A 12,796-nucleotide genomic window follows, 5' to 3' on the forward strand; every position below is an offset into this window, starting at 1 on the left:
ACCGGCAGGGGGTACGGCCGGGTCAGGAAACCAGGAACAGCTGCGTGTACGGGCGGTCAGGCGGTGCCGGGAGCCGGGACGGGCCCCGATTCGAGGAAGCGGAGCATGTGGGCGCCCAACTCCTCGGCGAGGGAGAACGGGATCAGGTCGGTGCGGATGGTGATGCGCAGCAGGGCGTCGGTGTCCCGGGGGATCGCCTCGACGGTCAGCCCGCTCATCACCTCCCGCGCGTACGGCTCGACGACCTCCTCGGTCCGGCAGCCGGGCAGGTCCAGCGGGAGGACCACGTTGTCCTGGTAGGCGAAGCCGGGGATGCTGGCGACCACCTCGCCGGGCAGGCCGACGGCCGGGTCGGCGGCGGTCTCCGAGAAGGGGATGTCCTGGGCGGCCATCAGCTCGTCGACGGTCTGCTGGACGTGCCGGAGCAGGTCCTCCTCGGGCCGGAACCGGACCCGGACGCAGTTCGAGTTGATCCGGGTGGTGAAGGCGGAGTCGAGGATGCGGCTGCCGCGCCTGGCCACGATCATCAGCAGGCCGATGTCGTCCTGCTGGTGGATGGCGCGCAGCGCGGAGGCGTACGCGGCGACGAAGTAGCTGGACCGGCTGAACCGCTGTTCCCGCGCCGCCTGGTCCCAGCGTTGCATGACCTCGGGGGTGACGGTGACGATGTGCCCGGCCTTGGGGCCCCACGCCAGTGCCTGCTCCAGGGGCGCCTGGGGTGGGGCCTCGCCCTGGCGGGGCAGGCCGCGCAGCTGCTCGCGCCAGTAGGTCCGCTGGGCTTCGAGGTCGGCGGCGTCGCGTAGCCGGGTGTACTCCTCGTACGACTGGCGCAGCGTCGGCGCGGGGCGTGCCCAGGCCGGGGCCTGGCCCGACAGCCGTGCCGCGTAGGCGTGGCTGAGGTCGCGCACGAGCAGCGCGTGTGACCAGCCGTCGAAGGCGATGTGGTGGATGCCGATGCCGAACAGGATCCGGTTGGTGGTCTTGTTGCGGATCAGGGCGGCGCGCCAGTTGCGGCCCTGGGTGTAGTCGAGGGGTTGCTGTACGGCCTCGGCGAGCTGGTCGAGGGCCTCCTGTTCGGTGGCGGCGTCGGTGAGCAGTCGCAGTTGCGGCATGCCCGGGTTCGGCGGGATGAGCGCCACCGGCGGGTCGACGCGGCGGTAGCGGGCGTGCAGGGCCTCGTGCCGGCGGTGCACGTCGCCGAGCGCCGCCATCAACGCCCGCAGGTCCAGCTCACCCTCGATCCACCAGGTGGTCGGGCAGACCAGTTCGAAGGGGAGCCAGACGCACTTGGCGACCGAGAGGGTCAGCGGGACAGGCTTCGACGGGCCCGGACGGCCGGTGACGGGCGCCTCCGGTTCGGCCTTGGGGCGGCGGGGGGCGGTGGCGAGCCACTGGGCCAGTCCCTGTGGGGTGGGGGTGCGGTGGATCTGTGAGACGGGTACGACGACGTCGGCGGCCTCGTCGATGCCGGCCGCCACCGCCGCCGACTGCAACGACGTGCCGCCGAGGTGGAAGAAGCCGTCGCGTGCCCCGACCCGGTCCAGCCCGAGCACCGCCGCGAAGACCCCCGCGACGAGGCGTTCGGAGTCGGTGGCCGGCTCGGTGTACGGCACGTCGAGGTCGGGGCGTTGCGCGTCGGGTGCCGGTAGCGCCCGTCGGTCGATCTTGCCGGTGCCGCCGACGGGGAACCGGTCGAGAACCATGATCACGGCGGGGACCATGTAGGGCGGGAGCACGGCGGCGGCGTGCTCCCGTAGCTCGGCGGTGACGGGGAGGCGACCCTCGCGCCCGGTGACGTAGCCGACCAGCCGGGCGGTGCCGTGGTCCTCGCGGCGGGTGACGACGGCGGTGCCGACGTCGGGGTGTTGTTCGAGGACGGCCTCGATCTCGCCGAGTTCGATGCGGATCCCGTTGACCTTGACCTGGTGGTCCATCCGGCCGAGGATCTCGAGTGCTCCGGTGGTGTTCCACCGGCCCAGGTCGCCGGTGCGGTAGGCGGTGCCGCCGCCGTACGGGTCGGTGACGAACCGTTGGGCGGTGAGTTCGGGTCGGTTGAGGTATTGGTGGGCGACCCCGGCGCCGGTGATGAGGATTTCGCCGGGCACGCCCATGGGGACGAGGTCGAGGTTGGCGTCGACGACGCGGATCTGCCGGTTGGGCATGGGCCAGCCGATCGGCACGTACGCGCCGGGCCAGCCCGTCGACGCGTCGAACCAGGTGCAGGCGACGGATGCCTCGGCGGGCCCGTACGCGTTGATCAGGCGGGCGCCGGCGGCCATCCACCGTTGCGCCATGCGGGGCGGGATCGGCTCCCCGGCGAGGGTCACGCAGGACATGCTCGGGCAGTCGGCCGGGTCCACGGCGGCGAGATTCGTGGGCGGGCAGAACGCGTGGGTTGCCTGCTCCTTCGCGATCAGGTCGGTGAGGCGGCGGGCGTCGAGGAGATCGTCGCGGGAGCTGACGACGACGCGGGCGCCGGAGGTCAGCGCGGTGTAGATCTCGCCGAGGGCCACGTCGAAGACCGGCGCGCAGCAGTGCAGCATCCGGCTGTCCGGGCCGACCGCGCATTCCTCGCGCATCCAGGTGAGGAAGTTGGTCAGCATGTCGTGGGTCAGCGCGACGCCCTTCGGCGTGCCCGTGGAGCCGGACGTGTAGATGACGAACGCCGGCGCGGACGCCTCGACGACCGGCAGGTCGACGGGTTCGGCCGCCTCCACGGCGGGCCACTCGTCGTCGAGGGCGACGACCCGTACGCCGTCGGGTCGGGGGACGCGTGGGGCGACCTCGCCGACGGTGAGCACGACCCGGGCGCCGTGGTCGGCCAGCAGCAGCCGCATCCGCTCCGCCGGCCAGGACACGTCCATCGGCGTGTACGCGGCTCCCGCCCGCAGCACGGCCAGGGTGGCGATCAACGTCCAGAGGCTGCGGTCCAACGCCAGCGACACCACGTCACCGGGCCGTACGCCCAGCGACCGTAGCTGCGCGGCCAGTGCCCCCGAGCGGCGGGCCAACTCCGCGTACGTCAGCACCTCCCCGCCGGCGACGCCCGCCACCGCGTCCGGCGTGCGCCGCGCCCACTCCAGCACCAGCTCGTGGATCGGCTCGGCCGGCACCGGGCGGGTCGGACCCCGGCCCCAGCCCAGCAGCCGCTCCCGCTCCGCGTCCCCCACCAACGGCAACCCCGACAGTGCGGTCTGCGGCGCTGCCGACCCCACGGACGCCAACAGCACCACCTGGTCCACCAGGCCCCGCACCCACTGGGCCGAGAACCCGTCCGCCGCGTAGTCCACCCGGATCGCCGATCCGTCGCCCGCGACGGTCACGTCCACGTCCACGTCCACCACGTCCGGTCCCACCTCGGCCACCGGAGCGTCCACCAGCCCGACCACCACCGGACCCGCCGCGTCCCGCGCGACCGGCTGGGCCAGCGCCGCGGCCACCCGCGACACCAGCTCCCCGAAACCCGGATCACCCGTGACGTCGACCCGCAGCACGCCACCCGACGACAGCCCCACCGCCACCTCGGCCTGGCCGGTGTACCGGGCCAGCACTCCCAGCAGACCGGCCAGCAGCACCGCGCCGGGGGGCCGCGCGCCGGCCGGGCCGGGCACGTCGACCGGCCGGAACTCGGAGGCCGCCCGGGCCGGCCACGCGGTCGGCCGGCGCAGGTCCCCCATCAGGTCGAGGACCTCGAAGTCGGGCCCGACGACATCCGTGGCCTGGGCACGACCACCAACGAACCCGACAGACATCAGTCAACCTCCGATCAGGCCCGGCGTCGCCTGCGGGGGTACGCCGGGGAAGAACCACGAACTCCGGGGACGCGGCCCGCGCGCCCACGGCCATGACAAGCAGCCCGATGTGTACGGGGTGGACCGTCAACCGGTGGTGGGTGAGCCCGCCGGCCCGGCTTCCAGGAAGCGCAGCATGTGCCCGTTCAGCTCCTCGGCGAAGCTGTACGGCAGGTAGTCGGTGCGGATGGTGACGCGCAGGAGGGCGTGGTCGGCGCGGGGAAGCACCTCGACCGTGAGCCCGTTGGGCACCTCCCGCGCGTACGGGTCGACGACCTCCTCGGCCCGGCAGCCGGGCAGTTCCAGCGGAAGCACCACGTTGTCCTGGAACACGAAGGTCGGCAGGCTGGCGACCACCTCGCCGGAGAGCCCGGCGGCGGGGTCGTCGGCGGTCTCCGCGAAGGGGACGTCCTGGGCCCGCATCAGGTCGCTGATCGTCTCGTTGACCCGCAGGACGAGTTTGTCGTCCTCCGGCCCGTCGAAGCGCACCCGGACGCAGTTGAGGTTCAGCCGGGTGGTGAAGGCGGAGTCGAGGACGCGGCTGCCCCGCTTGGCCACCACCATCAGCAGGCCGATGTCGTCCTGCTGGTGGACGGCGCGCAGCGCGGAGGCGAACGCCGCGACGAAGTAGCTGGACCGGCTGAACCGCTGCTCCCGGGCGGCCCGGTCCCAGCGCTGCATGACCTCCGGCGTGACGGTGACGGTGTGCCCGGCCTTCGGACCCCACGCCAGCGCCTGCTCCAGCGGTGCGGTGGCGTCGCCCCGGCCCTGGCGGGGCAGGCCGCGCAGTTGTTCGCGCCAGTAGGCCCGCTGCGCGTCGAGGTCGGCGGCGTCGCGCAGCCGGGCGTACTCCTCGTACGACTGGCGCAGCGTCGGCGCCGGCCGCGCCCACTCGGGGGCCGCGCCCGACAACCGCGCCGCGTAGGCGTGGCTCAGGTCCCGCACCAGCAGCGCGTACGACCAGCCGTCGAAGGCGATGTGGTGGATGCCCACGCCGAACAGGACCCGCCCGGTCGACTTCTCCCGGATCAGGGCGGCCCGCCAGACGCGGCCCTGGGTGTAGTCGAGCGGCTGCTGCACCGCCTCGGCGAGCTGGTCCAGGGCCTCCTGCTCGCTGGCGGCGTCGGTGAGCAGCCGCAGCTGCGGCATCGCCGGGTTCGGCGGGACGAGCGCCACCGGGGGAGCTGTCCGCCGGTAGCGGGCGTGCAGGGCCTCGTGCCGGCGGTGCACGTCGCCCAGCGCCGCCATCAGCGCCCGCAGGTCCAGCTCGCCCTCGATCCACCAGGTGACCGGGACGACGACCTCCGGCGGCGACATCAGGCACTTCGCGACCTGCTGCGCGAGCGGAACCGGGCCGGGACGCTGACGGGCCTGCCCGGCGGTCGAGCCGGCGTCCGTACGGCGGGGCGCGGTGGTCAGCCAGTGGGCCAGCGCCTGCGGGGTGGGGGTGCGGTGGATCTGCGAGACGGGCACGACGACGTCGGCGGCCTCGTCGATGCGCGTCGCCACCGCCGCCGACTGCAACGACGTGCCACCCAGGTCGAAGAAGCTGTCGCCCGTGCCGACCCGGTCGATGCCGAGGACGGTCGCGAACACGGCGGCGACGAGGCGCTCCTCGTTCGTCGCCGGCTCGACGAACTCCACCCCGAGGTCGGGGCGTCGGGTGTCGGGTGCGGGCAGGGCCCGCCGGTCGACCTTGCCGGTGCCGCCGACGGGGAAGTGGTCGAGGACCATGACGACGGCGGGAACCATGTAGGACGGGAGCACGGTGGCGGCGTGCGCGCGCAGGTCGCCGACGGCGGGGGTACGGCCGTTGCGTCCGGTGACGTAGGCGACGAGTCGGGCGGTGCCGTCGTCCTCGCGGCGCACGACCACGGCGGCGCCGACGTCGGGGTGTCGGGCGAGGGTGGTCTCGATCTCGCCGAGTTCGATGCGGATGCCGTTGACCTTGACCTGGTGGTCCATCCGGCCGAGGATCTCCAGCGCGCCGGTGGCGTTCCACCGTCCGAGGTCGCCGCTGCGGTAGGCGGTCCCGCCGCCGTACGGGTCGGTGACGAAGCGTTCGGCGGTGAGTTCGGGGCGGTTGAGGTAGCCGTCGGCGACGCCGAAGCCAGCGATGAGGATTTCGCCGGGTACGCCCATCGGGACGAGGTCGAGGTTGGCGTCGACGACGCGGATCTGCCGGTTGGGCATGGGCCAGCCGATGGGCACGTACGCGCCGCCCCAACCCGCCGACGCGTCGAACCACGTGCACGCCACGGCGATCTCCGCCGGCCCGTACGCGTTCACCACCCGCGTGCCCGCCGTCAACCACCGCTGGGCCAGCTGCGGCGGGACGGCCTCGCCGCCGAAGATGATGCAGCGCAGACCCGGGCAGGCGGCCGGATCGAGCGGGGCGACGTTGGTGGCCGGTCCGAACGTGTGGGTGACGTCGTGCCGGTTGATGAGGTCGGTGAGCCGACGCGCGTCGAGCAGGTCGTCGCGGGAGCAGACGACGACGCGGCCACCACCGGTGAGCGTCGCGAAGATCTCCCCGAAGGCGGCGTCGAAGACCGGTGCCGCCGAATGCAGCATCCGGCTGTCGGGGCCGATGGCGCACTCGTCGGTCATCCACGCCAGGAAGTTCGTCAGCCTCTCGTGCGTCAGCACGACACCCTTGGGCGTGCCCGTCGAACCCGACGTGTAGATCACGAACGCCGGCGCGGACGCCGGCACCACCGGCAGGTCCACCGGCTCACACGCCCGCACCACCGGCCAGTCGTCATCCAACGCCACCACCGACACCCCGTCGTCACCGGGAATCCGGGGCGCGACCGCACCGACGGTCAACACCACCCGGGCGCCGTGGTCGGCCAGCAGCACCCGCATCCGCTCCACCGGCCACGACACGTCCATCGGCGTGTACGCCGCGCCCGCCCGCAGCACACCCGTCGTCGCCACCAGCGACCACAGCCCGCGTTCCAACGCCACGGACACCACGTCACCGGCGCCCACGCCCACCGACCGCAGATACGCCGCCAGCGCGGCCGACCGGCGATCCAGTTCCCCGTACGTCAACACCTCATCGCCGGCGACACCCGCCACCGCCTCCGGCGTGCGCCGCGCCCACTCCAGCACCAGCTCGTGGATCGGCTCAGCCGGCACCTCACGCACCGGGCCCCGGCCCCACTCCAGCAACCGCTCCCGCTCCGCATCGCCCACCAACGGCAACGCCGACAACCCCACCTCCGGCCCCGCCAACCCGGCGGAGACCAGCACCACGACCTGGTCCACCAGGCCCCGCACCCACTGCGCCGAGTAACCCTCCGCCGCGTAGTCCACCCGCAGCGCCGACCCGTCCGGGGCCACACCGATCACCAGGTCGACGTCCACCACTGCCGGCCCCGCGTCCGCCACCGGAGCGTCCACCAGCCCGAGCACCACCGGGCCCACCGGCTCCCGGCCCACGGCCACCGGCGCCGCCAGCGCCGCGCGCACCCGCGTCACCAGCTCGGCGAAACCCGGATCACCCGCCACGTCCACCCGCAGCGCCGAACCGCCGCCACCGGACTCCAGGCCCAGCACCACCTGCTCCTGGGCCGTCCAACGGGCCAGCACCGCCACGACCCCCGCCACCACGACGTCGCCGCCCGGCCCGTCGTTCGGCGGCGAGGAGGGCAGCACCCGGTGCACCGAGGCGGCCCGGGCCGGCCACACCGTCGGCCGGCGCAGGTCCCCCACCAGGTCCAGTGTTTCGGCGTCGACCGCGCCGTCCACGGTCCGCGCACCATCGAACCCGACAGACATCAGCTCAACCTCCGATCGAGAGGGGGTGACCGGAAGGCACGGGGCCTCGGTACCGCACCACCGGGCGCATTCCGGTCGGCGCGGCAGGGGCGGTTCGCGGGCACCGCGGCCGACTCGGGTGGCCGGGCGCGGACATGCGGTGCGACCAGGACGGGTTCACCGTCCGAATTCCGGGTCGCCACCACGTCGTCGATCGAAAGGAGCAGGTCGGTGCCCGATCCGATCACCGGCGCCTCCCGTCCGTCCGGGGCGCCGCGCACCCACACTCGTCCCCCGCCCGGTGCAATGAAAGGGAACGACGAACCGATGGGGCCCGACCCTACGAAGCGCGGTGGAGTGGCGTACACCCCTAGAGATGCGCACGTCGACCCCTAGGGTGACGGCCGGAGATTCCGGCCGGGGGCCGCCGAGGATACGTCCGGAGCAATGACCGACCACCGGTCCGCGTCCCGTGTCCTCGCCGCCGGATCGGCAATTTGCGCTGGTCAGTGTGGTGTTCTCTGCTGATGATTGATCAGGATCGCGGCCAGATGCCGCGAATTTTTCGGCATTAACACACGCGGCTATATCTTTTCTATAGTGGATGGTTGGCGCCCTCCGGCAGGGTCGATGCACGAATGTCCGGGTTTCGACGGAGAACGATCCCGGGGTCTAAGTCGAAAAAGGCTATTCGGTCAGCCCAGGTCCAGGGTTCGAATCGGAGAATTGGCGATCCCGGCGACGGAAAGGGCCGCCCGCGGTCGGCTGACCGGCCCATCCCACGGAAATGAGCATTGACTATGCTTTGCCGATCATGACCCAGTCGGTGACTGGCAAATTCAGCCACCGCCTGTTGGTGTGCACCTCGCCGAACGCAGCGCTGACCACAAGCCAGCCCGCTACCTGGCCGGTCTCGCCAGAGACCGGCCGGCCGGTGCACGCGGTACGCCCGACTCTCGTGGCCGAGCGGCCTCATCAGGACCGGGAGCGCCTGCGACCGTCCACGTTCTCCGCAGTTCGTGGTCGTTGCGCACCCGGACTCCGTGCCACCCGAGGCCCTTCGTGGGCCGGCATGTCAGGAGATCCAATGGACGGACCTATCCAGGTACAGGTGTTCGCTCACGACGGGGTGGTCCTGGCCCGGCCACCCGATCCGGTGACGACCGCCGGCAGCCGCTATCTCGCCGGTGCGGGCGCCGCCCTGTACAACGGGCTGGACATGATCACGGGTCTCCACCTGACCCTTCCGCACCAGTCGGCGGCCATTTGCAGCACCGGCTCCAGCGCGGACAAGTCGCTGCGCCTGCTCAGTCGGTGCGGTCTCAAGACGCCCAGCGACCTGCGCGAGTTCCGCTCCGGCGCGCAGGCGGTGCAGTTCGCCCGGGACGCCGCCGAGCGGGGCGAGACGCTGGAGTTCCAGTTCCCCCCGCACGATCCGCAGTTGCGGGCCGCGCGGGCCCGGGTCGCCCCGGACCTGCTCGCCCGCCTCAACAACAAGACCACCCTGGAAACACTGATCGCGCCGGAATACCTGCCCCGTCGCCAGGTCGCCACCCCCGCCGAGGTACGCCGCATCGTGCAGCAGGACCGGCGGCCGGCGGTGGTCAAACCGGCCGGCGTCGAGGTGTACAGCGGAATCGCGATCTTCACGAGGCGGTTGCAGGACCGGCGGCACCGGTCACTGTTCAACCAGCTGGAACAGGTGAGCGATCGGTGGATCGTCGAGGAGGAAGTGCCCTTCCGGACGATCTGGGGCGTCCAGTTCGGCGTGACGGAGAGCGGAGCGGTGCAGTACTTCGGTGCGTCCGTACACCTGCCGCAGCCCACTTCGACGTGGGTCGGTTGTGTGATGGACGACGACCAGCCGCCGGCGGAGCTGATCGAAGCGCTGACCGTAGGGGTCCGAAAGGCCAGTGCCCTCGGGTACCGCGGGTACTGCTCCTTCGACGCCGGGATCGGTCGCGACGGCGCCCTGCGGGTCATCGATCCCAACTTCCGGGTCAGTGGGGCCACCACCTCGCTGCTGCACCGCAGTTCGCTGCTGGGGCAGCACCCGTGCGCCATGACGACGTTCTTCTCGCTGGCCCCCGGCGTCGACGCCGAGCCGATCCTCGCCCCGTTCATCGACCGGGGGCAGTTCGTCGCGTTCATGCACCACGACCCGGCGGAGACGGACAACGGCCCGCTGCCGGCCACCATCGTCGGCATGGTCGGCGCTGCGGACCGGTACGCCTGCGGGGTGCTGGTCGCGCAGATCCAGCGGGCACTGGGCGGTTGACGCGTCGTCCCTCTCCGGGCCGTGGTGACGGTCCGGAGGGGAGGCCCGACCGACCACGGCGGCGCCCGTCCCGCCCGGGGGAAAACGCCGTGCGCGCTCGCCGGCGCCGCGGCCATGATGAGGATCATGAGCGTGCGCGTCGACGATCCGGTCCGCCTCGGTGAGAGCCGACTCCCCGACGGGCGGTTGCTCGGCTGGGCCGAGTGGGGGCCGCCGGACGGTGTCCCGGTGTTGCTGTGCCCGGGGGCGGCCACGAGCCGGTGGCTCGGCTTCGGCGCGGACGTCGTCGACGCGCTCGGGGTGCGTCTCGTCTCCGTGGACCGCCCGGGGCTCGGCAGCTCGACCCCCGCGCCCGGCCGGACGTACGCCGACTTCGCCGCGGACATCCGCGACCTCGTCGGACTGCGGGGGCTGGCATGCCCCGCGGTGGTCGGCAACTCGCAGGGCGCGCCGTTCGCACTCGCGTGCGCCGAGGCGGGCGTCGCCGGCGCGCTGGCCATCGTGGCCGGCGCGGACGAGGTCGCCGCGCCGGAGTTCGCCGAGGCGCTGCCGGCGGAGCTGCGTCGGCTCGTGGACACGACTGCCGTCGATCCGGCCGGGGCGGAGCAGATCTTCGCCGGCTTCGACGCGGACGCGATGTGGGACATGGTGACGAGCGGGAGTCCCGAGGCCGACCTGGCGGTGTACCGGGAGCCGGGCTTCGAGGCCGCCTACCGCCGGGCCCTGCACGAGGGGTTCGCCCAGGGCCCGGCCGGCTACGCCCGGGACACCGTCCTGGCCATGGGGCGATGGCCCTTCGACCTCGCGGAGATCACGGTTCCGGTCGACGTCTGGTACGGCGAACAGGACACCAGCCACTCACCCGACAACGGAGCGACGCTGGCCGCCCGGATCCCCGGTGCCGTCCGGCACCTCGTCCCGGGGACCGGTGGCGCGGTGCTGTGGACCCGTGCCGAGCCGATCCTCCGCTGTCTGCTCGGACGAGCATCCACCTGAGCCGGGCTGCCGGCGGTGTCGGGTGCCGGCCGCTACATGCCGGTCAGCGCGGTGCGTACGGCGGGCTCGGGGACGTCGGCGACCAGCTCGGGCCCGGCCGGGCCGTCCAGGACGAAGGACAGGCCCGAAGTGGCTTTCTTGTCCCGCCGCATCAGCGCGACCAACTCGTCGTGGTCGACACCGCCGGGCAGCGCGGTGTCGAGGCCGTAGCCCGCCACCACCTCGTGGTGCTCGGCCACCCGGTCGGCCGGGACGCGGCCGAGGACGCCGGCCAGCCGGCCCGCGAAGACCGTGCCGACGCCGACCGCCTCGCCGTGCCGCAGGCCGAAGTCGGTGGCCCGCTCCAACGCGTGCCCCAGCGTGTGACCGTAGTTGAGGATGTGCCGCAGACCGGAGTCACGCTCGTCGGCGGCCACCACCCGCGCCTTCAGGGCCACGCAGGCGGCGATCTGCTCCGCCACCGGCCGGTCGCGCAGCTCGCCCGCGCCGATGAAGTGCGCCCGGGCGATCTCCCCGTAGCCGTTGCGCCACTCCCGCTGCGGCAGCGTGCCCAGGTGCTCGGTGTCGCAGAGCACCGCCCGGGGCTGCCAGTACACCCCGACCAGGTTCTTGCCCTCCGGCAGGTTGACCGCCGTCTTCCCGCCGACGCTGGCGTCCACCTGGGCGAGCAGCGAGGTCGGCAGGTGGATCACCGCGACGCCCCGGTGGTAGAGGCCGGCGGCCAACCCGACCACGTCCGTGGTGGTGCCGCCGCCGCAGGAGACGACGGCGTCGGCGCGGGTCAGTCCGAACTCGGCGAACGCACGGCAGAGCTGCTCGACCGTGGCCAGGTTCTTGTCGTGCTCGCCGTCGTGGGCCGGCACCACCCGGTGCGGCACACCCGGGTCGGGCGTCCACTCCGGAGGCCGGGCCGAGACCACCACGACCCGCCGGGCACCGATCCGCGCCACCTCCGCCGGCAGCCGGTGGCGCACACCGGGGCCGATCAGCACCGGGTACGCGCGCTCGCCGAGCGCCACCTCGATCCGGGCCGGCTCGGCGGGGGCGTGCGGGTCAGGTGCGGACGGGTGCATGTGGCTGCTGCCTCCTCTTGACGACGGGCACCGGTGCGGCGGCGACCGGGCGTTCCCGGACCATCGACAGGCGCAGCGCCAGCGCGGCCAGCGAGTCGACGTCCGGCCCGATGCCCCAACGGTCGTGGGTGAGCTGGGCGTGGTGCGCCAGCAGGAAGCCCGACGGCGCCGCCGGGTGGTGCCGGCCGACCACGTCGGTCACCCGGTCCAGGTAACGCCGCCAGGCCACGGCGACCTCCCCGCACAGCGGCAGGTCGCCGGCCGCCAGGACGATCTTCTCCGCGCCGGCGTCCGCCTGCGCGGCCAGGTCCCGCCGCTGCGCGGCGGTCAGCCGCTGGCTGCGTTCCTGCCAGTGCAGGAAGAGGAACGCCAGCCGGTCGGCCGCCGGCACCAGCCCCGTCAGGTACCGCAGGTGCGCCACGGCCAGCGGCAGTTCGACGCCGGCCAGCCAGGGAGTGTCCCCGCCGAGCAGGGTCAGGGCCAGGTCGCTGCCCGCCGACGCGAGCGGGCCGCCCCGGGCGGCGTCGCGCACCACGTACCGGTCGGCGGCGAAGGAGACCCCCGGGTCGTACGCGAGCAGCCCCGCCCGTACCGCGTCGAGCGCGGCCGGGGCGGCGTGGAAGCCGAGGCTCACGTGCGGCCCGGCGGGGGAGCCCTCCGGGTCGAAGAACCAGTCCATGCCCGGATCGGCCCGGCGGGCGGCGGCGACCAGACCGGCGAGGACCGTGCCGACCAGCTCGGTCACCCGCGTGTCCGGGGACCCGTCGGCCGGCACGGCCGAGCGGGCGAACAACCAGCAGCGTTCCAACGACGGCACCTCGGCTGACGGGCGGGTGGAGCACAGGACTCGACGGTCTGCGGGGGAGTGGCCCCATCATCGGCCTGCGGCCCGT

General features: G+C 73.3%; 6 protein-coding genes. 2 read left to right on the forward strand and 4 right to left on the reverse strand.

The features are described from left to right. Positions 1 to 56 precede the first annotated feature (56 nt). Both ACLQ20_RS25560 and ACLQ20_RS25565 read right to left on the reverse strand, forming a co-directional pair. The gene (locus tag ACLQ20_RS25560) at positions 57 to 3,752 is read right to left on the reverse strand and encodes a non-ribosomal peptide synthetase (RefSeq protein ID WP_425857900.1); all 3,696 of its coding nucleotides are present in this window, start codon (positions 3,750 to 3,752) and stop codon (positions 57 to 59) included. 126 nt (positions 3,753 to 3,878) lie between these two features. Further along, positions 3,879 to 7,577: a non-ribosomal peptide synthetase gene (locus tag ACLQ20_RS25565; protein ID WP_358120337.1), complete on the reverse strand. Its 3,699-nt coding sequence runs from the start codon at positions 7,575 to 7,577 to the stop codon at positions 3,879 to 3,881. 1,090 nt (positions 7,578 to 8,667) lie between these two features. Here ACLQ20_RS25565 and ACLQ20_RS25570 point away from each other — a divergent pair. Together ACLQ20_RS25570 and ACLQ20_RS25575 are read left to right on the forward strand one after the other, a co-directional pair. Next, positions 8,668 to 9,834: an ATP-grasp domain-containing protein gene (locus ACLQ20_RS25570; protein WP_358120334.1), complete on the forward strand. Its 1,167-nt coding sequence runs from the start codon at positions 8,668 to 8,670 to the stop codon at positions 9,832 to 9,834. 228 nt (positions 9,835 to 10,062) lie between these two features. Beyond that, a complete protein-coding gene (locus tag ACLQ20_RS25575) occupies positions 10,063 to 10,830 on the forward strand; it encodes an alpha/beta fold hydrolase (protein ID WP_370518963.1) in 768 nt (255 codons plus the stop codon). Positions 10,831 to 10,862: 32 nt separating this feature from the next. On the opposite strand, the gene ACLQ20_RS25580 is transcribed toward ACLQ20_RS25575, so the two are convergent. Together ACLQ20_RS25580 and ACLQ20_RS25585 are read right to left on the reverse strand one after the other, a co-directional pair. Beyond that, positions 10,863 to 11,903 (reverse strand): 3-dehydroquinate synthase family protein, encoded by a 1,041-nt coding sequence (locus ACLQ20_RS25580; protein WP_358120331.1) that lies wholly within the window; start codon positions 11,901 to 11,903, stop codon positions 10,863 to 10,865. Next, positions 11,884 to 12,720: a hypothetical protein gene (locus tag ACLQ20_RS25585; protein ID WP_225852288.1), complete on the reverse strand. Its 837-nt coding sequence runs from the start codon at positions 12,718 to 12,720 to the stop codon at positions 11,884 to 11,886. The genes ACLQ20_RS25580 and ACLQ20_RS25585 overlap by 20 nt, the downstream gene beginning before the upstream one ends. Positions 12,721 to 12,796: the final 76 nt, after the last annotated feature.

Source organism: Micromonospora sp. DT46, from assembly GCF_049841735.1.
Classification (GTDB): Bacteria; Actinomycetota; Actinomycetes; order Mycobacteriales; family Micromonosporaceae; genus Micromonospora; species Micromonospora reichwaldensis.

Bases quoted from the DNA above. Each gene is read 5' to 3' on its own strand.
- ACLQ20_RS25565 (WP_358120337.1), bottom strand. From the start codon at position 7,577: ATGTCTGTCGGGTTCGATGGTGCGCGGACCGTGGACGGCGCGGTCGAC.
- ACLQ20_RS25560 (WP_425857900.1), bottom strand. From the start codon at position 3,752: ATGTCTGTCGGGTTCGTTGGTGGTCGTGCCCAGGCCACGGATGTCGTC.
- ACLQ20_RS25580 (WP_358120331.1), bottom strand. From the start codon at position 11,903: ATGCACCCGTCCGCACCTGACCCGCACGCCCCCGCCGAGCCGGCCCGG.